The organism is Chthoniobacterales bacterium (genome assembly GCA_036569045.1).
Classification (GTDB): domain Bacteria; phylum Verrucomicrobiota; class Verrucomicrobiia; order Chthoniobacterales; family JAATET01; genus JAATET01.
Map to the genome: position 1 here is coordinate 14679 of DATCRI010000003.1, position 20413 is coordinate 35091.

The 20413-nt window shown below is 62.5% G+C and carries 18 protein-coding genes and 1 pseudogene; 11 read left to right on the plus strand and 8 right to left on the minus strand.

The features are described 5' to 3' along the window. A complete protein-coding gene (locus tag VIM61_00145; GenBank protein HEY8898811.1) occupies window positions 1-723 on the minus strand; it encodes a hypothetical protein in 723 nt (240 codons plus the stop codon). An 82-nt stretch (window positions 724-805) separates the two neighbouring features. On the opposite strand from VIM61_00145, the gene VIM61_00150 reads away from it, so the two are divergent. After that, a complete protein-coding gene (locus VIM61_00150) occupies window positions 806-1684 on the plus strand; it encodes an RluA family pseudouridine synthase (GenBank protein ID HEY8898812.1) in 879 nt (292 codons plus the stop codon). A 3-nt stretch (window positions 1685-1687) separates the two neighbouring features. Here VIM61_00150 and tgt read toward each other — a convergent pair whose 3' ends face one another. Together tgt and VIM61_00160 are read right to left on the minus strand one after the other, a co-directional pair. Continuing rightward, entirely contained in the window at window positions 1688-3721 is a 2034-nt protein-coding gene (gene tgt, locus VIM61_00155) for a tRNA guanosine(34) transglycosylase Tgt (GenBank protein ID HEY8898813.1), read from the minus strand. Then, entirely contained in the window at window positions 3718-4221 is a 504-nt protein-coding gene (locus VIM61_00160) for a YkgJ family cysteine cluster protein (protein ID HEY8898814.1), read from the minus strand. Before VIM61_00160 ends, tgt begins: the two co-directional genes overlap by 4 nt. Between VIM61_00160 and VIM61_00165 the strand changes: the two genes are divergently transcribed. After that, window positions 4220-4525: an RNA-binding S4 domain-containing protein gene (locus VIM61_00165; GenBank protein ID HEY8898815.1), complete on the plus strand. Its 306-nt coding sequence runs from the start codon at window positions 4220-4222 to the stop codon at window positions 4523-4525. The genes VIM61_00160 and VIM61_00165 overlap by 2 nt on opposite strands. A 55-nt stretch (window positions 4526-4580) precedes the next feature. On the opposite strand, the gene VIM61_00170 is transcribed toward VIM61_00165, so the two are convergent. After that, window positions 4581-5123: a hypothetical protein gene (locus VIM61_00170; GenBank protein ID HEY8898816.1), complete on the minus strand. Its 543-nt coding sequence runs from the start codon at window positions 5121-5123 to the stop codon at window positions 4581-4583. Between the two features lie 202 nt (window positions 5124-5325). On the opposite strand from VIM61_00170, the gene VIM61_00175 reads away from it, so the two are divergent. Continuing rightward, the gene (locus VIM61_00175) at window positions 5326-5481 is read left to right on the plus strand and encodes a small basic protein (GenBank protein HEY8898817.1); all 156 of its coding nucleotides are present in this window, start codon (window positions 5326-5328) and stop codon (window positions 5479-5481) included. Window positions 5482-5567: 86 nt separating this feature from the next. Beyond that, window positions 5568-6350, plus strand: coding sequence for a pseudouridine synthase (locus VIM61_00180; protein HEY8898818.1), 783 nt, complete (start codon window positions 5568-5570; stop codon window positions 6348-6350). 202 nt (window positions 6351-6552) lie between these two features. On the opposite strand, the gene VIM61_00185 is transcribed toward VIM61_00180, so the two are convergent. Further along, the gene (locus VIM61_00185; GenBank protein HEY8898819.1) at window positions 6553-8649 is read right to left on the minus strand and encodes a sodium-translocating pyrophosphatase; all 2097 of its coding nucleotides are present in this window, start codon (window positions 8647-8649) and stop codon (window positions 6553-6555) included. Window positions 8650-8789: 140 nt separating this feature from the next. Here VIM61_00185 and VIM61_00190 point away from each other — a divergent pair, with 140 nt between their 5' ends. From VIM61_00190 to VIM61_00220, 7 genes and pseudogenes are all read left to right on the plus strand, one after another. Continuing rightward, a complete protein-coding gene (locus VIM61_00190) occupies window positions 8790-10142 on the plus strand; it encodes a nucleoside recognition domain-containing protein (GenBank protein HEY8898820.1) in 1353 nt (450 codons plus the stop codon). A gap of 149 nt (window positions 10143-10291) precedes the next feature. Beyond that, a complete protein-coding gene (locus VIM61_00195) occupies window positions 10292-11161 on the plus strand; it encodes a hypothetical protein (GenBank protein ID HEY8898821.1) in 870 nt (289 codons plus the stop codon). After that, on the plus strand, window positions 11154-11753 hold the full coding sequence (locus VIM61_00200; protein HEY8898822.1) for a chromate transporter: 600 nt from the start codon (window positions 11154-11156) through the stop codon (window positions 11751-11753). Before VIM61_00195 ends, VIM61_00200 begins: the two co-directional genes overlap by 8 nt. Window positions 11754-11756: 3 nt before the next feature. Then, window positions 11757-12287, plus strand: a complete 531-nt coding sequence (locus VIM61_00205) for a chromate transporter (GenBank protein ID HEY8898823.1) — start codon at window positions 11757-11759, stop codon at window positions 12285-12287. A 242-nt stretch (window positions 12288-12529) separates the two neighbouring features. Beyond that, the gene (gene infC, locus VIM61_00210) at window positions 12530-13171 is read left to right on the plus strand and encodes a translation initiation factor IF-3 (GenBank protein HEY8898824.1); all 642 of its coding nucleotides are present in this window, start codon (window positions 12530-12532) and stop codon (window positions 13169-13171) included. Next, a complete protein-coding gene (locus tag VIM61_00215; protein ID HEY8898825.1) occupies window positions 13172-13858 on the plus strand; it encodes an HAD family hydrolase in 687 nt (228 codons plus the stop codon). Between the two features lie 116 nt (window positions 13859-13974). Further along, window positions 13975-14963 (plus strand): annotated as a pseudogene (locus VIM61_00220) (winged helix DNA-binding domain-containing protein). Between the two features lie 126 nt (window positions 14964-15089). Here VIM61_00220 and VIM61_00225 read toward each other — a convergent pair. The 3 genes from VIM61_00225 to VIM61_00235 all read right to left on the minus strand — a co-directional run. Continuing rightward, window positions 15090-19163 (minus strand): hypothetical protein, encoded by a 4074-nt coding sequence (locus VIM61_00225; GenBank protein HEY8898826.1) that lies wholly within the window; start codon window positions 19161-19163, stop codon window positions 15090-15092. A 10-nt stretch (window positions 19164-19173) separates the two neighbouring features. Next, window positions 19174-20124 (minus strand): hypothetical protein, encoded by a 951-nt coding sequence (locus tag VIM61_00230; protein ID HEY8898827.1) that lies wholly within the window; start codon window positions 20122-20124, stop codon window positions 19174-19176. Next, window positions 20121-20413, minus strand: a 293-nt coding sequence (locus VIM61_00235) for a hypothetical protein (protein ID HEY8898828.1), incomplete at its 5' end; no start/stop codon positions are given. The genes VIM61_00235 and VIM61_00230, both read right to left, overlap by 4 nt.

The window sequence follows — 20413 nt, forward strand, 5'->3', positions numbered from 1 at the left end:
TCACTCCGCGAGACGCGCGACGTAGACCGTGCTGGCGGACTCGGCGTCGAGCAGCGGATTCGCAAACGTCACGACCTCCGCTCTCGCAGTCCCGAAGACCGATTGCAGTCGCGCAAGAAACTCCGCGTCCGGCGCGTCGTCGGACCACAGCGCAAACCCGCCACCGGGCCGCAGTTGCGCCGCGAGGCGTTGCAGGCCCTCGACCTCGTAGAAAGCCGCGTGCGCCGGGCTGAGGAGATTGCGCGGTGAGTGGTCGACATCGAGGAGCACGGCATCAAACTTCCGCGCGAGACGCTGAGGGTCAAATCCCCGCTCCAGAGTCGCCGCGAGCGCAAAGAAATCCCCATGCACGAACCGGCACCGAGGATCATCCGTCAGCGCGGAGCCGAGCGGCACCATGCCGCGCTCGTGCCAGCCGATGACCGCCGCCAGCGCGTCCACGACGAGCAACTCGCGCACGCCCGGATTTTCCAATGCCGCCGCCGCGGTGTAGCCGAGGCCGAGGCCGCCCACGACGACATCGAGCGGCCCCTCGAGATCGGCGAGACCGAGCCAGGCAAGGGCGACCTCGACATCGTGAAAGAGGCTCGACATGAGATAGGCGTCGCCGAGTTTGACTTCGAAGACCTCCAGGTCGTCCAGGGCGCGCACCCGGCGCCGCTGCAGCACGAGGTCGCCCATCGGTGTCGGTTGAAAATCCAGCTCCTCGAAGGCTTTGCTCATTGATCGGCATCGTGAGAGCCGCTCCCCTGCCGAACCAGCGCAAATCTCGCGCGATTCCCACGACTTGCGGTATCGTCGCGAAATGCCGAAGCCATCCACTGTCGACCAGCCCGCCGAGCTGCTCGCGTATTGTTTTTCCGTCTGGCCCGAGGTGAAGAAGACGCAGGTGCGCTCGTGGCTGAAACACCAGGCCATCACGGTGAACGGGCGCGCGACCTCCCAGTTCAATCACCCGCTCAAGGCCGGCGATGTCGTCGCCATTCGCACGGATCGCTTCGCCGCGCCGAAGACGACGCTCGGCTCGGGCATGAAGATCTACTTCGAGGACGAGCATCTCATCGTCATCGAAAAACCAGCCGACCTGTTGAGCATCGCCACGGAATCCGAGCAGGAAAAGACGGCGTATTTCCAACTCACGGACTACGTGCGCCAGAACCGCCCGCGCTCGAAGGAACGGGTGTGGATCGTGCATCGCCTCGATCGCGAGACGTCGGGGCTGATGGTTTTCGCGAAAACCCCGCAGGCGAAGGAGATTCTCCAGGCCAACTGGGAGGAGTTCGAGAAAACCTACGAGGCCGTGATCGAGGGCCGTCTCGACGAGCCGAAGGGCACGTTCGAAAGCCATCTCGACGAGTCGAATCCCTTCAAGGTCGTGAGCACGAAGGCCAGCGACGCCACGCGCCACGCGGTCACGCATTATCGCGTGCTGGCCCGGAGCGAATGGCGCTCCCTCGTGCAGCTGAAGCTCGAGACCGGCCGGCGCCACCAGATCCGCGTGCACCTTTCCGACGCTGGCTGCCCGATCGTCGGCGACAAGAAATACGGCGCCGTGAGCGACCCGGCCAAACGTCTCGGCCTGCACGCCTGCGCGCTGCGCTTCGCCCATCCCGTCAATCGGAAGGAAATGCGATTCGAATCACCGCTTCCCAAGGAGCTCGCGCGCCTCGTGAAGCCAAGGTAGACGCTAACTCGCAGGCTGGAACTGCGCGTGGCCGCGGATGAGCGCCTCGAACGCAGGGCGATCATCGTCCGCGAGCTCGACGGGGAATTTTGCGGCGGACCGGTCCCACTTTTCCAGCCAGTCGGCGCCGAGCAGATCGCGCGGCGGAGCGCCGGGCCGCTGCACGGCCGCCGGGGTGAGCGCAATCGTCGTCTCGTGTTTCGGGCCGGTCGGAACGCCCCGAGCGATGAAAAATCCAGCCGCGAGCATCGCCACCCTCGACGCCGTGCCGACCGTGTAGGTGAAGAGCTCGGCATCGCCGCCGCGACAGGCGGAAAACAGCCGGCGAAAAGCCTCGAGCGTCCACGGTCCGTCGGTCGTCTTGCTCGAGAACATGTCGTAGAAGATCAGGGCCGGCGCCGAGGAAGCGGTGAGCATCGTTTCCACGAAATCCCCGGCGATGAGTTCCCAGCTGAGGCCGGCGTGGTTGCGGGATTGCCAGCGCCCGTGTGCGAGAATTCCCGCCGGTCCGCCGTGGCGCAGGTAGGTGAACTTCTCGTTGTTGGCGAAGGCGAGGCGGAGCGAATCGAGGTCGTTCTCGAAGCTGATGATGTGCATCGGTCGCACGGAACCACGGGCCGCCTGCGCCTCGTAGCGACGGATCGCCGCCATGGCATTCGCGGCCGCGCCGAGCCCGACGTCCCAGATCACCAGCGGCTCGTCGGTTGCCTCGCCGCGCACGCGTTCGGCGAGCCGGGACTGGTCGATGTAAAGACGGTCGGCCTCCTCCATCGGCGGGGTGCGCGAGTGCATGATCTCGCCGCTCTCGTGATGGCGGATGCTGGCAAATCCCTCGTGCGCGATGTGCACCTCGTAGGCGCCGAGCCGCTGGTGGCGCTTCGGCCTGGTGACCTGCACCTTCACGGGATTGTCGAGGTCGTCGGCGTGCAGGATGTCCCGCTTCGCGTGGTAGAACTCGAGGAAGCGTCCATCGAGGATGCTCTGCCGGATCTCGCGCATGAGCCGGTGGTAGAAGTGGATATTGTGTTTGCCGAGAAGCGTCCATCCCAGCGTCTCCTTCGTCTTCGTGAGATGGTGCAGATACGCGCGCGAGTAACGGGCGCAGGTCGGGCAGTCGCACTCGGGGTCGAGCGGCTCTGGCGAAAATTTGTAAACACCGCGCCGCATTTGCAGGTAACCGCGTGACGTAAAGACGCCACCGCGCTGGGCGACCTGCGTGGGAATGATGCAGTCGAACATGTCGACGCCGCGGTGCACGGCCTCGAGGATGTCGAGCGGCGTGCCGACGCCCATGAGATAGCGCGGGAGATTACGCGGCAGCAGCGCGGCGGTATGCTCGCACATGTCCTCGCGTTCGCCTTTCTCTTCGCCGACGGCGAGTCCCCCAATCGCAAAACCATCGAAGGGCAGCTCGATCAACCCGGCCGCGCTCTCGCGTCGGAGGTTCGGGAACAGCGCGCCCTGCACGATGCCAAACATCGACTGGAGCGAGTCGCCCCGCGCCGCCAGGCTGCGGGCGGCCCAGCGCTGCGTGATCTCGACGGCGGCGCGGGCGGTGGATTCATCGACCGTGGACGGCACGCATTGATCGAGCGCCATCATGATGTCGCTGCCGATGGCGCGTTGCGTTTCGATGCTCACCTCGGGACTGAGGAGGATCGTCTTCCCGTCGATGTAACTCTGGAAGACGGCGCCCTCCTCGGTCATCGAGCGGGCGTGCGGCAGCGAAAAGACCTGGAAACCGCCCGAGTCCGTGAGCACGGAACGCTTCCAGCTCATGAATCCGTGAATGCCGCCCATCCGTCGGAAAACCTCCGCGCCGGGGCGCAGCAGCAGGTGGTAGGTATTCGCGAGCAGGATCTGCGAGCCGGAGTCCTCGAGCGTCTGCGTGAGCTGCGCCTTCACGGTCGCCTGCGTGCCGACAGGCATGAAGAGCGGCGTGAGCACTTCGTTGTGGAGCGTGCGGAAGGTCGCGGCGCGGGCGCGGGAGCCGGGCGCCTCGGCGTCGATGCGGAAATTCAGGCGGGATGAGATCATGGGGTTTCGACGCGAAAGTCGCGGGCGAGCAGGTCTTCGAGTTCCTGCAGGGCGGCGCGGAGCTCGGCCGCCGGGCCTTCGGGCGCGCCGGCAAGGGCATTCGCACAGCGCTGGGCGAGCGCGCGGCGGGGATTCGTTTCCGTGATTGCGTCCGCCATCCGAATGGCCCGAGCGGCAAGGGCGCGGGCGACGGCAATCTTCTCGCGGGCCGCGGATTCCGGGATGTCGCCGGCGGCCACGCCCTTAAGCTGGCGGCACACGAACCGACGACAGCGCGTCGGGCGTTCGCCGTAGATCGCGCAGCTCATTTCCTGGTGAGCGGCGCAGGGTTGATGAAACCACGCCTCGTTGCGGCGGCGCTTGATCCGGAGGCCGCGAGCGGCGAGCGCCCGGGCGGAATCCTCCGACTGGAGCACGACGGAATGAAACAGCGTGCCGTCGCAGCACATGCCACACGCGGCGCAAAGGCGCGTGGCGATGGCGGAAAACTCGGCGGTCATGGAACGCGAAGAATGGGGGCAGCGCGCTTGCGGATCAATGCCGGAGCGGCTCTATTCCCAAGGCATGACGAATGGCGAATCCAGCGGGGACGAGACGATCACGGTGCGCGACGAACCGATCGAGCTGTGCCAGTTGCTCAAGTTCGCTGGCCTCACCAGCACCGGCGGCGAAGCCAAGATGGTGATCGGCGACGGCCTCGTCGCCGTGAACGGCGAAGTCGACACGCGCAAGCGCCGGAAACTCGTCGCCGGGGACCGCGTGAGCTTCGACGGGCGCTCGCTGATCGTCGCGGTCGACAAATAAAAACGCCGCGCCGGTCGGCCGGCACGGCGTCTTCGAAACAGTTGTCCTCGCGGAGTTAGAACGCGATGCGGATGCCGGTGCGGGTCACGCCGAGCACGTCGGGAGCGCCGAGGAAAGCGCGGCTGTCCACGAAGAGGCCGATGTTCGGATGAAAGCGCCATTCGAGGCCGCCACCGACGGAGACGTAACCGACAGTCACGTGGTCCCAGCCGGCACCACCGCCGACCATCGCGTAGGGGGCGAGGTTCCAGCTGCAGATCGGGTAACGGAAGAACGCATTGCCGCCGATCATGTGCTCGGCCGAACCGCCGTTGCCATACCAGAGGCCTTCGATGCCGAGACCGAAGTATTTCGCGAAGAAGAAATTGAAACCACCGCCGCCACCGACACCGGTGTTGAGCGTGTGGCCGTGGGTCGCGAACTCGGGATTCGCAAGAAAGGCGCCAAAGGCGTCGATCTGGAACTCCATGTCGCGGAAGTTGCAGGTGGGAGCCTCGATGACGGCTTTTTCCTTGAAGTCCTTGGTATCGACGCCAGCCAGCAGAGGGCTGATCGAGGACGCCACGAGTGCGCAGAGAATCAGGCAGGATTTTTTCATGTGTTTTAGGTTGAGCGGTTAAGCTGGGCTCGATGTAGAGATGAGCCACCAAAGGGTCAATTGCCATCACGGGCCGGACCCCTCGATCAGGGTCGCCCCCGATGGGCGCGAAATCACCCCCGTCAGCGGCTTCCGGCAGGCAAATTCTGGATTTAGGACTTGCGCTTCCATGGGATCGCCGCAATTCTATCCGGCTACCACCATGAGCCAGCATCCCAGTTTAAAAGGCAGCGGCGCCATCAAGGCGAAGCGCAGCGTGCTTAAGCGATTCGAACGTGTCGAGTTGATGAAGAAGCGCGGGCAGTTCAAGCCCGGCCAGAACGTCATCGGCCTGCCGAAGACCAAGCCCGAAGATTAAGCAGACCCTGCGAGGCGTCTTTCGATTCCGAAGGACCCCGCCCTCTGCTCCGTGAACAGGCCGGCCACTCGCCGGCCTTTCTCATCATGCGCATCAATCGCTATCTCGCCGCCGCCGGCCTCGGTTCGCGCCGCGATTGCGAAGAACTCGTGCGCAGCGGCCGCGTTCTGATCAACAACGCCGTCGTCACCAATCTCGCGACGAAAGTCGAGCCCGACGACGTCGTGCGCCTCGGTCGCAAGGTCGTCCGGCCCCAGCTCCCGGTCTACATTCTGCTGAACAAGCCGGCGGGCTACGTATGCTCCGCCGACGACGAACTCGGTCGCAAGACGATCTTCGACCTCGTCCCCGCCTCAAAACACGGCCGCCTCTTTCATGTCGGACGTCTCGACAAGGAAAGCGCGGGCCTGATCGTGCTGACCAACGACGGCGACTTCGCCGATCGCCTCACCCACCCGTCGCACCAGATCGACAAGGAATACGAGGTCGTCCTCGACAAGCCGTTCGACCCCGAGCGTATCCCGAAGCTGCAGCGCGGCATCACGCTCGAGATCGGCCGCGCGCGCATGGAATCGGTCCACGTTCTTTCCCCCAGGGTGTTGAAGGTCATCCTGCGCCAGGGTCTCAAGCGCCAGATTCGCGAAATGCTTTTTGCCGTCGGTTATCGAGTCGAAAAACTCGTGCGCGTGCGCATCGGGCCATTGAGCGATCCGCGACTGAAGACGGGCTACTGGCGCCCGCTCGATCGCGAGGAAGTCGCCGCCCTCCGCGCCAGCGCCACGAAGGGAAGCCCTAAGCCGGAACGCCCGAAGGCCCCGAAACGCCCATCCACGCGTCGACCCTCCTCCGCCCGTCGACCCTCGAAATAGGGCCCGGGCGCCCTTCGCCCTCCTTGATTTCGCCAGTCATCCGCATGGCGATTTGGGCGCAGAGGACGAGGTTCTCCAGCTGCCCGAGGCCGGCCCCTGGATTCTTCTCACTCCTGGCAGACGTGTATTCATCGTCCGTCGCCCTCGTCTCCGTCGAGTCCGCTCGTTCGCATTTTGATCCCCCCCGCGGAATCTTGCGGGTCTAGAAAATCAGCGGAATGATCAGAATGGCGACGATGTTCGTCACCTTGATCATGGGATTGATGGCGGGGCCCGACGTATCCTTGTAGGGGTCGCCGACCGTGTCGCCGGTCACCGAGGCCGCGTGCGCGGGCGAGCCCTTGCCCCCGAAGTTGCCTTCCTCGATGAACTTCTTGGCGTTGTCCCAGGCGCCGCCGCTCGACGTCATGGCGACGGCCTGGAAGAGCCCGGTCACGATCGTTCCCACGAGCACGCCACCGAGAATCAGCGCGCCGGTCACGCGGGCGTCGTCCGGAGTGGCCGCGAAGAGTTTCGGCAGCACGGCGACGGCGATCACCGTGAGCACCGGCAGCAGCGCGGGCACGATCATTTCCCGCAGCGCGGCCTTCGTGACGATATCCACGCACGTGCCGTATTCCGGCGTGTCCTTGCCGGTGAGAATGCCCGGCTTGGCCTGAATCTGCCGGCGCACCTCGCGCACAACCGCGCCGGCTGCCTTGCCGACGGCATCCATGCTGAAGGCTGAAAACGCATACGGCAGCAGGCCGCCAACGAGCAGGCCGACGATGATGCGCGGGTCCTCGAGCGAGAATCGCATGGCATCCAGCGCGGCGGGCAGGTTTTCGAAATGCGCCCGGAGCTCGTAGACGTAGGAGCCGAAGAGAACGAGCGCGGCGAGGCCGGCGGAGGCGATGGCGTAGCCTTTGGTCACGGCCTTCATCGTATTGCCCACGGCGTCGAGTTCGTCGGTGATCTCGCGGGTCTGTTTCGGCATTTCACTCATCACGGCAATGCCGCCGGCGTTGTCCGTGATGGGGCCGAAGGCATCGAGTGAGATGATGATTCCCGAGAGCGACAACATGCTCATCACGGCAATGGCGACGCCGTAGAGACCGGCGAAGTGGTAGCTGCCGAGGATGGCGGCGGCGATGAAGATGACCGGGAGCGTCGTCGCGTGATTTCCCACGGCGAGGCCGGCGATGATGTTCGTGGCGTGCCCCGTCTCGGAAGCTCGCGCGATCTTCTGCACGGGATGGTGCTTCGTGGAGGTGTAGTAGTTCGTGATCAGCACGACGACGCCGGTGAGCACGAGACCGATGAGCGCGGAGTAATACAGGCCGGTCACGTTCACGCCCGCGACGCCAGCAAACAGCGAGTGCGTAATCGGCCAGTAGGCGATCGCGGAGATGAGCGCGCTGATGCCCACCGCTCCCATCAACGAGGCCGTCGGGCTCGTCTTGTTCACATTCACGTAGATGATGCCGATGATCGAGGACACGAGCGAAACGCCGCCGAGCAGGAAGGGATAGATGATCGCCTGCGGAGCCTCGGAAAGCGTGAGGAACGCGATGAGCACCGCGCCGATGAGGCTGACCGCGTAGGTCTCGAAAACGTCCGCCGCCATGCCGGCGCAGTCGCCGACGTTGTCACCGACGTTGTCCGCAATCGTCGCCGGATTCCGCGGATCGTCCTCGTCGAGGTTCTGCTCGATCTTGCCGACGAGGTCGGCGCCGACGTCCGCCGCCTTCGTGTAGATGCCGCCGCCGAGACGAGCGAAGACGCTGATGAGGCTGGAGCCAAGCGCGAGGCCGACGAGGCTGGTGATCGCAACGCTCGCGCCGAGCAGATTGCGCGCAACGAGGAAATACGAACCGACCGCGAGCAGCGCGAGCGTGACGACAAGCACGCCCGTGACCGCCCCGCCGTTGAACGCCGCCTTCATCGCCGGGAATCGCCCGAGCGTGGCCGCCTGGGCGGTGCGCACGTTCGCAAGCACCGCGATGCGCATTCCGACATAGCCTGCGGCGAGCGAGCACGCGGCGCCGATCACGAAGCCGATGGCCGTAGGCGCGCCGCGCAGCAGGAAGAGCGCGATCACGATGACGATCGCGATCGCGCCGATCGTCAGGATCTGCCGGTTCAGGTAGGCCTTCGCCCCCTCCTGCACGGCGCCGGCGATCATCGCCATTTTCTCGTTCCCGGCTGGAGCCGCGAGGATCGAGCGGATGAGAACGAGGGCAAACACGAACCCGATCCCGGCACAGCCGAGCGCGAGAGGAATGCCGGTTTCGAACAACGAGGCAGCAGCAATGATCATGGGGAGCGATGGGGGAGAATTCGGAGACTAGTTCAACCTCAGGTTCGCACAATGCCAGACTGCCGCGCGCCCCGGGGCCATCTCGCATTTTCCCCGCGCCGGTTCTTGAAGCGCCCTTCGCCCCGCCCTACAACTGCGCCGTGCTCAACTCCATCTGGCTCGGCCTGATCTTGCTTGCCGTCGTGCTCGGCGGCGCCGCCGGCGCCCTCGACAAGGTCACCGCTGCCGCTTTCAAGGCCTGTCAGATTGCCGTCATCGACCTTGCCCTGCCCCTGATCGGAATGATGGCACTGTGGCTGGGAATCATGCGGCTCGCCGAAAAATCCGGCCTTATCGAGATCCTTGCCCGCGCCTTGCGCCCGCTCATGCGCCGGCTTTTTCCCGACGTCCCGCCGGAGCATCCCGCCATGGGCTCCATGCTCATGAACATGGCCGCGAACATGCTCGGACTTGGCAACTCCGCCACGGCGCTGGGCCTGCGCGCGATGAAGGATCTCGAATCCTTGAATCCTCGCCCGGGCACGGCAACGAACGCCATGGTGACGTTCCTCGCGATCAACACCAGTTCCATCCAGATCATTCCCGCCACGACCATCGCCTATCTCGCGGCGGCCGGCGCGACCCAGCCCACGGCCATTGTCGGTCCCGCCTTTTTCGCCACGGTGATCTCCACCATCGTCGCGGTCGTCATGGTCAAATTTTTCGAGCGCCTGCCCGGCTATCGCCTGCCCATCACGATCCCGGAGGCCGCTCCCACCGCCCGCCTGGAGAGCCCCGCCGCCGCTCCCGCCGCGACGCCGGAAACCAACTTTCCCGCCCGGCCGCTCGCGCCATGGGCCATTGCATTGATCGGACTGTTTTTCCTCTTTTTCGCCTGGCTGGGCTACGAGCAGATTCGCAAGGCCGCGGAAACCGGTCCGGGCGTCACCTTCACCGTCGTGGCAAATGCGATCTCGCTGCTCGCGGTGCCCTTCGTGCTTTCGTTCTTCCCGTTTTTCGCCGCCCTGAAACGCGTGCCGGTCTACGAGGAATTCGTCGAGGGCGCGAAGGAAGGCTTCCACGTTGCCATTCGCGTGATCCCGTATCTGGTCGCGATCCTGGTCGCAATCTGGATGGTGCGGGCCGCGTTCGACGCGAGTGCGCAATTCGGATGGTTCCGCCAGGTTACCGGCGGGCTCAACACCGCCCTCGCCGCAATCGGCTTTCCGCCGCAATTGCTTCCCCTGGTGCTCATGCGGCCCCTCAGCGGTAGCGGCAGCAACGGGATTTTCGCCGATTTGCTGAAAGATCCCTCCGCCGGCGGCCCCGACGGATTCATCGCGCGCACAGCGGGCTGCATCATTGGCAGCAGCGAGACGACCTTCTATGTGCTTGCGGTTTACTTCGGGTCCGTGGCCATTCGCCGCACCCGCCACGCCGTGCCGGCGGGTCTACTGGCAGACCTCGCCGGCGTGATCGCTTCGATCGTGATCTGCCGATTGGTCTTTGCCTGATTCTCCGGGACCTCAGAGGTCCGAACTCTCGACAAAACGATCTGGTTGCATAGCCTGAGACCATGTTCAAGCCGCCCATCACTGCCCTCGCCTTGCTCTGCCAGCCCTGATATCGCGGCATTTTCAGAAAGAAGCCCCACCTCTTTTCCATGAGCCAGTCCTCGGTTACCGACGGCCATCCCCTCGATAAGATTCACTACCGGGAATACAAGATTCTGCTCCGGCCCGAGCGATTCATCCGGCCCGAGCGATTCGAGGAATACTGGCGCATCGTCCACGACATCGCGAAGAAGCTCGACGTGAAGGTCACCACGAATCACGACGCCTTCAACCGCATGGTCCGCGAGGTGCTTTTCTACGACACGCCAGAGTTCGACCTCTACCGGAATGCCTTCATCCTGCGCAAACGCACGTTCTACAAGGACGGCTGGCCGGAGATCGACCACGAACTCGCCGTGAAATTCCGCCACCGGGACATGGATACCGCCGCCGCGGTGGACATCCATCCGCGCCTCGAGGGCCGCAGCGAGATCAAGTTCAAGGACGAGGTCCTTCCGCTCAAGGACGAGATCGGCGGCATCCGCAGCCTTTTCTCGCACAATTGCGTGCTCACCACGCCGAAGATCGTCCTCGACCAGGGCCTCGAGGACATCGCGTCGGTCTTTCCCGCCATGGGTGCCATCGACGTCTCGCCGAAAACAAAGATCGAGCTCGTCAACAACGTCGCCGTCGAGGAAGTGCAGGTCGATCCTGGCCACTTCGACTTCGGCCACGGCCTCGAGGCAAAGGCCACCATCGCGCTCTGGCGCAACCGCGCGTCCGAGACGTCGCTCGTCGGCGAGTTCGCCTTTCAGGCAAAGTTCCACCGGCTCGACGACCTTCACCACAAGGCGAAGGCGCGCTCCGAGGAATTCTTCCGCGCAGTTCAGACCCACGCGCCAGAGTGGGTGCAGCTCGGCACGACCAAGACCGCCATGGTCTACGGCATTGGCCGCTCGGAGACCCCCGGCCATGAGTGATGCCGTCGCCCCACCAGCGCCGCGCGTCGGCATTCTCGAAATCTTCCTCACCTTTCTCGCGATCGGCGCAACGAGTTTCGGCGGCGGCGTGGTCGCCTATCTCCGCAACAGCCTCGTCACGAAAAAGGCCTGGCTCGATGACGAAGGCTTCCTCGCTGCCCTCGAGATTTCCCAGGCTCTGCCGGGGCTGAACGCCACGAACATGAGCGTGATCGTCGGCGATCGCCTGCGGGGCATTCCGGGAGCCGTCGCCGGATTTCTCGGCATCACCCTGCCCGGCGCGGCCATCGTTTTCGCCCTCGCGCTCTTCTACGCCAGCAACACCGGCAATCCCGCCGTGAATGCCGTGCTGAAGGGCGTCGGCGCCGCGTCGGTCGGCCTGCTGCTCGCCGTCACCCTCCAGATCGGCCACAAGCAGCTCGAGCACCATCTGGACATGATCCTCGTCGCCGTCACCCTGGTCCTCGTCAGCTTCGTGCACGTTCCCCTGCTCTACGTGCTCCTCACCGTCGGCCCCATCGCCGTCCTCCTCTACCGCCCCCGCAAGCTCACTCCGGACAAAAGCGGCCTCGACAAAAAGCCGCTCGATTGACGCATGAAGCTCCTCCAGCTCCTCGGCGTTTTTTCGCTGCTCTCCATCCTCGCCATCGGCGGAGGCACCGCCGTGTTGCCGGAAATGAAGGCGATGGTCGTCGAGCAGCAGGGATGGATGACCGACGCCCAGTTCCGCGACATCTACGCCATCGGCCAGCTCGCTCCGGGGCCGAACATGCTCATGGTCATCGCCATTGGTAACAAGGTCGCCGGCTTCCCCGGCGCGCTCGTCGCGTTTCTCGGCTTCTTCCTCCCGGCCTGCGTGATTGCGGTCGTCACCTCCCGTGTGTGGGTGCATTTCGAAGGCTCGCCCTGGCGACTGGCCATCCAGCGCGGCATGGCCCCGATCGTCGTCGGCCTCATGCTCGCCGGCACCATCGCGATCGCCCGCACCGCCATCGTCGAACCACGCCAGCAAATCTGCCTCGCCTTCGCTGCCGTCGTTTTCATCGCGCTCTACTTCGGCAAAAAGATCAATCCCGCGCTCCTCATCCTCGCCAGCGGCGTGCTCGGCTTCGTCTTTTTGCGATGAGGGATGGTCTTCCGATGCGGCGCCGGGCCGCCTTCACGGAATTTTCCACTTGCGCGCACCGGAAGCCTCTAGCAGGTTCATGACTCGTTGCGCCAAGCGCGACGGTTCGACGATTGACCATGCCGATTTCCACCTGCAACCGCTGACTCATTTTCCGATGAGATTCCACAGCTTGCACGCGCGGCCAGCGTCCGCCCCCCGTTTTTCCTCGAAGCGCACAACCAACCCCATTCCGCATTCCCATTAAACCCCGTCCCTTCCAACGTCGCGACAATCGCGAGCCCGAACACCGCATCAACGAACGCATCCGCGTCAGGGAGGTCCGTGTCGTCCTCGCCGCCACCGGCGAGCAATTGGGCGTCATGCGCACCGAGGATGCCATCCGCAAGGCCAAGAGCTACGGCCTCGACCTCGTGGAGGTCGCCAGCAACGCCGTCCCACCCGTCTGCCGCATCGTCGACTACGGCAAGTTCCGCTACGACCTCGCGAAGCAGGAAAAAGAGCGCAAACACACCGTCAGCAAGGTCAAGGAAGTCAAGTTCCGCGCGAACATCAGCGAACACGACTACATGACCAAGATCCGCCACGCCGAGGAGTTCCTCGACAAGGGCAACAAGCTCAAGGTCGGTCTGCAGTTCCGCGGCCGCGAGATGGCCCACCAGGAAATCGGCCGCGCCGTGCTCGAGCGCGTGAAGCAGGACCTCGCCACCATGGCCCACGTCGACATGGAACCGAAGATGGCCGGTCGCGCCCTTGGCATGACCCTCAGCCCCCTTCCCGCCAACAAGCGCAAGCGCCGCTTCACCGCGCCGGACGAGGAATACGTCGAAGACGTGCACGAACACGACGACGACGACGAGGCCGAAACGCCCGTCGCAAGCTAGGTGGCGCGTCACCTCCTGCTCTTCGACATCGACGGCACGCTCATCGTTTCCGGCGGCGCCGGGGAGAACGCGCTCAAGGACGCCATGCGCGAGCGCTTCGGCGTCGAGGAGGATCTCGCCGGCATCACCCTCGCGGGAGCCACCGACGCCCTCATCGCCCGCAAGCTCCTCGCCAGGCACGGCCTTCCCAACACTCCGGAAAACATCACCGGTCTGCTCGACAGCTACCTGCACCATCTCGTCGGCCGCATGCCGCGGCACAACGGCACCCTGCTTCCTGGCATCGTCGCCCTGCTCGAGCGCCTGAAGGATCGTCCCGATTGCGTGCTCGCCCTGCTCACCGGCAATCTCGCCCGCGGCGCCGAGATCAAGCTCTCGCACTACGGCGTTTGGCATTACTTCGGCTTCGGCGCCTTCGCCGACGATCATCACGACCGCAACGAACTCGGCCCCTTCGCGCGCGCCCGCGCCCACGAACACCACGGCGAAGACTTCCCGCCCGAGCGGATTTTTGTCATCGGCGACACGCCGAAGGACATCGAATGCGGCCGCGCCATCGGCGCAAAGACCGTCGCCATCGCCACCGGCCAATATTCCGTCACTGAGCTAGCCGCCCACGCGCCCGACCACCTCTTCACCGACCTGGGCGACACCGACGCCGTCCTCGGCGCCCTCTTCGCCGGGTAGCCCTCCTCTTCCCCGCCATGACGCCGAGCGACGTCGCCTCCGCCCGGCTCCGCCACCAGCACATCGCGCATCCCGCCGCGAGCTCCATCCGCGATGTCGTCGCGCACCTCGGCGGGATGCAGGCGCAGGATTACAACGGCGCCCTGTGGGCCATCGGCCTGCGCCGGCCCGACGTCACCGAGGCCGAGGTCGAGCAAGCCGTCGCCGCCCGCGAGATCATCGCACCTGGCCTATGCGCGGCACCGTGCACTTCGTCGCCGCCGCCGACGTGCGCTGGATGCTCGAGCTGCTGACCCCGCGCGTGATCGCCAACAGCCAACGCCGCCACGAAGAGCTCGGGGTCGACCCGGCCACCCTCGCCCGCTGCGAAAAAATTCTCGTCCGCGCGCTTTCCGGCGGCCGGCAGCTCACTCGGGAGGTTCTCTCCGCCGAACTCGAGCGCAACGGCGTGCCCATGTCACGCGAGCGCAACTACCACGTCTTCTGGCGGCTCGCCCAAGAAGGCCTGCTCTGCTTCGGCGCGCGCGACGGCCGGCAGCACACCTTCACCCTTCTCGACGAATGGGTGCCCGCCCCTCGCCGACTCGAGCGCGAAGCCGCCCTCGCCGAGCTCGCCCGCCGCTACTTCACGAGTCACGGCCCCGCCACGTTGCCGGATTTCTCGTGGTGGTCCGGCCTGCGCGCCGCAGACGCCCGCGCCGCCGTCGATTTCGCCGCGGGCCGTCTCGCCTCCGAAACGATCGGGGGCAAATCTCACTGGCTTGCCGCCGACGCTCCGCCGGCCGCGGTAGCCGCCCCGCGCGTTCACCTGCTCCCGGGTTTCGACGAATTCCTCCTCGGCTACACCGATCGCAGCGCCACGCTCGACCCGCGGCACGCGCCGAAGATCATTCCCGGCGGCAACGGCATCTTCATGCCCACCATCGTGCTCGACGGCCGCATCGCAGGCACCTGGAAGCGCACCCTTCGCAAAAAATCCGGGGTCATCACCGCGCAACCCTTCACCGCCTGGAAAAAGGCCGACCTCCGCGCGCTCACGCCCGCCATCGCCCGCTACGGCCGTCACCTCAGCCTGCCGCTCACCCTGAGTTTTGTAAAACCGTAGCCGTTTCGCGGCGCGAAACGTGCCTCGCCCAGCGAGGCGGTTACCGGCTCGCAGAGACCACGAGATTGAACGCCATCGTGCCAGGCAGGCGCATTGACCCGCGGCTATCTTCTTCCAAAGCCGTCCTCAGCGAACTTCCTCCACCTGCTTGTCGAGGACTTTTCCGGTGAACCGGTCGATAGCCAGATGAACCCAGTAACGCTTCTCTCCATCGACCGCGAATTTGGCAAGATCCGTCCCCCCAGCCGGAATCTTCCCGCTCTGCGCGATGACATCGATCATCAGATTCCAAACCCGAGTCTGGCCAGTATTGGAAAGAGCGCGGACAGCCGCTTCGGTGTATCGCTGAATTGGCCAGGTCGTAGGCTTGGGAGATATGGTTTCAATGTCTCTTCCGAAGCCTTGGTATGCGTTATAATTAGTCGCGCCTCCAATATAGTAGCCCACGAGGTCCGCAACGTTGGTGAACGGTCCTTGGCCCGCTGATGTGCTGTTGGTGCGTCTTACAAGACTATTAGCGACAGCCTCCGCAGTAGTATCTGCAACCACGTTATTGGCGCCTCCGAAGCTGGCGTTGGCGGAAAGCTCGTTTTGGTAGGCACCTTCGATAATGGCTTTTACCACGGGAACCTGGCTGGTGTTCAAATCGAATTTGCCAGCCACCATTCCACTCGGATCAGACATTTCGTTCACGCAGAAAACATCTAATAAGGCTGAATCTCCGCTTTCAGGAAATACGAAGTTGAGATTTTTCCAAGGCGTTCCTGAAAAAACGGCTCCCAGCTCCGCAACCGAGCGGAAAGGTCGATTCAAAATGATCGGTCGGCTCTCGGAAGGTGTCGCGCCTGAGGGCTTTGCCAAGGGGAGGCCTGTAGTGCCCGACGAATATCCCCCCGACGCGCGCCGAATAATCTTATCAGCATCGGCGTAGCGAGCCGGAGAATTCGATTTATTTTCTGAGAAATACCCGATTTGAGTGACACCATTGGTAGGCGGCGGCGACGCCGTCCATCCATCCGCAGTCTTAAAGATAACTGGTCTTGGTCCATCAGATACATTCCATTCATGATACTGCCGGCCTTGAATGACTGTTCCAGCAGTGGAATCCCAACGATAAGTCGGCAAAACTGTCCCGGCAGGAGTCCCCCACCCCCCATATCCCGGCGCTATTCCTGTGTTCGAATGCCCCTGATCATACGTCAAGACATCCATGAAGTTCCACCGGCTGGACCGTGGATCAACCGTCATAAAATAGACTGAGGCGACAACCTCAGGTGAGCCGGGAGTATATACACTATCACCTAAAGCTACACCGTCTCGACCTGACAACCAGGTTGGCCAGCCCAAAGGGATGTCTTGGTTGTTGACCACCCGTTTGACATCGTAGCGCACTTCCCGAGAATTATCGGAGGCTTTAAGAGTAAAGACCCAAGCCGGGTAGGCATGATCACCATTACCATTATTCCCGGTTGAAAAATTCGTATTATACTGCATTCTATTCGCAGCTTGGAGGCCAGCATTCTTGTCCACCCATTTAGCGGGACCCGCACCCAGATAAAAACCAATGAAATCTCTGCCTTTAAATAGGCTAGATTGGGCACTGGCATGAATGCCGTTTGAAGTAACAGCACCGGGCACGCTCGGAAGATGCACCCCATAAGCCTTAACGGGGTCATCCAAGTTGGACTTGTCCGGTAACCCCTTTCGATTCAATAACGTAGGCTCACGAAAGAGTGCGTAACCATCACTGTTCTCCGGGACCGTGAAGGACAATTTATTCTTTACCTCTCCCATAGTAAAAGTCTCTTTTTTGTCTATGTCAAATCCCCAAGCTGTTTTCCAACCTGAAAGGCTAGTCATTTTTCCATTCATACTATAAACGCCGTTAGAGAGGGTTTCAGCTCCCCCCGGCCTCGATAGGGGATTATTCGAGGCAACTGTAGCATTTGCATCTCGCACGGTAAGCGTAAAATCCTGAGGACGAGGATCTCCCAAAGCATTACTACTTGCCGGATCGTAACCATGCGGGTTCCAAATCTCCGGCCACAGCATGCAAGCTATTAGGCCCGTTTCTTTGACAGTGTTGTTAGGACCATCTACAGGATTCACCAATCGGATCGCCGACCAGGAAACCCGATAAATGTAAGGCAGGTTTTCGACTCCGGTTACAACATAGGGATCTGCTGCCACCGGGACACCAGCGTTCACGCCGGTGTTCTTGTCATTTTGAACTGGATATCGATACGAAAGAGCATATTGATCCGTTTGACCATTATCTTTGGGTAAGTCGGACGCAGGCGATCCATTGGAAGTGAAAAACTTGGCGCTAGGAGGAACTTCGATTTGGGTCGGCCAGCCATCGGCGTCGGCCTGATCGATAATATTTGCGCCCAGTTGCAGGATTGCCAAATCCACGGAAGCATCGATCTTACTTTGTTCAAAATAAAAGGGCTTGTTGTCATAAGTGAAGTATTGATTTTTGTCTGCAGCTTTATACATGTTCGCACTCGAAAAACTGCCTAGAGTGGGATTCGATGCCGGCTTCGCCAAAGAGCCCACATTGATCGACGCCTTGAGGAGTTCGAAGAAATTTGGCTCTCTTCCGGTGATCTCGCTCAGCACACGGATACGCCCCGTCCCACTAAGTAGAGAAGCCTTATAGGTCCACCGCTTGGTCGCACTATCCCAAGTTAGACCAAAGGCATTTTCGATATTTGTCGAAGTTCCTTGATCAAGATATCCTTGGGTAACTCCCAACTCCGTCAGACGTTCGATGTCCTTGCCGCCTGTTCTATCCTTGCTGGGACCATCGTAAGTCAGCCATGCCAATCGTGATAAAGGAAAACGCTTTTTGAGGAAAGGCTCTCCCGATGTCGCCGTGGAACCATCGAGGCGGGTGAAGCCCCCTGCCGTTCTTGCTTTCACAAAAGACGAATTGATACTCCTGAAATTGGCGACCTGATCATTGCCGCCACTGCCTAAGGCGTAAGGAGCCGGCGGCGCGGGAGGCATCCCCCCGCCGGTCAAACTCCCCGGGAAGCTAAAGGTCGGCTGCTCCAGGGCGCGTGAGAAGGTCGTCAGATATTGAAGGCTCGCGAGAAGCTGCGTCGTCGGAACGCTCCCCTGCTGCCCCAGGGTTTTCATGAAATCGATGAGTTGCTGCCGGGAGACGAAGGCGCGATCGCTGACGCCGCCGGGGGCGGTGATATTGGCGGTCTGAAGAAACCCTCGCGGATCGGATCCCACGGCTTTAAAATAAGGGGACGCCTTGGTCGCCGTGCCACCGTCGCTCGTGAAGCTATAACTTCCCAGGCTGCCGCTGGCCTGGGCGGAAACATAATTTCGCCATCCCACGATGGAATTTGCCGTAGGGGCGTCGAAGAATGGCGCGCCGCCGGTGTTTCTGAGCTTAGTGAGATCCACGAAGCCCATGTTTGTCCGATAGGCGCCCATGGCATCCGGAGCGCCGCCGGTGACGGGGAAACCCGCCGCATTGATATCCAGAAGTCCGCCTTCGTTGTAGATCGCGTAGGCATAGCGGCCAATAATCTTCCCATCGGCTGCCTGGGGGTTCGGATTGTCGCCGTCCGTGGAGACATAGATCCAGTGCGGCACGGGAAAGGGCGCCTGCGGCGTGGCGTCGGTGTCGCTTTTCCCTTCCAAAAAGAGCGGCTGGTTCCATTTGGCCAGCGTAATAGGCCGGCTTTGCGGTTGCGAAGAATCGTCGGTCGCGAGGCTGGAGGCCCTCTGCGGAAGACCCGCTCCCGGATAAAACGGAGCGGCATCCGTGCTGATTTTGACCAGATTCTCCAATCCATTTGGAGTCGTGGGGTCCCCCGGACGGGTGACCCCCTGCAGACCCGGCACCATTTTGGTGGCGGGAGCAGACGCACCTGCCCGGGCCGGCAGGTAAAATTTCGAGCCATCAGTTGGCGGTGTCGAAAGTTGACCGGTGACGTCTGCGGAATTCGTGGGATCGGCGATCTCCGCCTTGAGATCCGCGATCGTCGTATCGATCGCTCCTTGCGCGATCAGGGAAGCCTGGGTTTGGGAACCACTGCTCTTCGAAACCTGTCTCTGGAGGATCGCGTTCGAAAAGAAGGCCAGGCAAACCCCTACCAGAAGAACGACAAACGCCAGAACCAGGACCAGGGCAAAGCCGCCGCGGCGGGGAGAACGGGGGGACTGCGGATTTCTCATAAATAACACGTCAATTTACGGCAGAATTCAGAAAGAACATGCGCTGATACACGCGAATCTGCGCAGCGGCGGACTTAGGAATACCTCCCGACTCAACTAGCTCGCGAATCTTACCCTCCCATTCCTCCGCAAGTGTCTTGTCACTTGAGTCAGCTGCATCGGGGAACTTTCCACCCAGCTCACCCACCTGGGCTTCACTGAGCAAGGCCCGGCTCTTTGCATCCATGACCACGATGGTCACAATGATTGCCTGAACGTCATTCAGGCCCAGTCCCTTGTGGTTATCGAAATCTCCTCCGCTGAAATTGCCAGCGTTAGTCTTATTGTAAGGCGCGGAATACACGGCATCTTTCCCTACCCCGGCGAGCAAAAAACTGAATTCCAGCCGGAGAACGTTTGGCCCGAGCACATGAAACGGAGAGCCCGCGGCGCGGGGTCCCGGGGTCAGATAGCTGTCGAAGCTGGAACTTTTCAAGGTGCTTCCAGGGATGGCATCCGGCGGAGTGGTGGGCACTCTGGGCGGGGTGAGTGCAGGAAACGTCAGAAAGACGATGCCGTCGGGGGCGGGCTCATTCCAACTGAGCCCTTGTCCCAGGCGCTCCAGCTTGAAATCCTCGCCAATCCGATATCCCACGAGGGCCACCGGATCGGTCAAAGCGGGATTCGCCGGCGAAAGGGCCGGCGCCATGGAAAAGAAAAACGCAGAGTCATTGCCGGCATTTTTCTTGAAGAGAAAGTCCACGTCCTTGCGATTGACCATGCCGGCGAAATCTGCAGCCATGCGATCGAAGATCATCCGGGCTTCGGCATCCGCGCTCAGACGCTGACGGCTCGAGCCCGTCGTGCGGGTGGCGCCATTCATGATCTGAGCGACAAGAACGACCAGCATGATCAGGACGGCCATTGCGGCCATCATTTCGAGAAGGGTGAAAGCCCGGAGAGAGTGACGACGAGGAATCATGGGGTGCGATCGATGGCAGTCACATACTCGAAGGAATTCCTCGGATTCGGCGCGCTGGCGGGCGACGAAATCGTAACATGCACGTGCGTAAGAGTGGCACCTCCCGCTGTGCCGGGAGTAATGTCGACCTTGACGGCGTAATCGGCATCCGCCGCTGCCGATTGCTTCGAACCGTCCTCCTTGAGGTAAAGCGTCGCCTCTCCGCCCGTCGCGGGATTCAGGTCGTAGAGCGGAGATGTTCCGCCGGCGGTTGGCGACACCGCCCGCAAATCGGCCATGATGCCCGAGG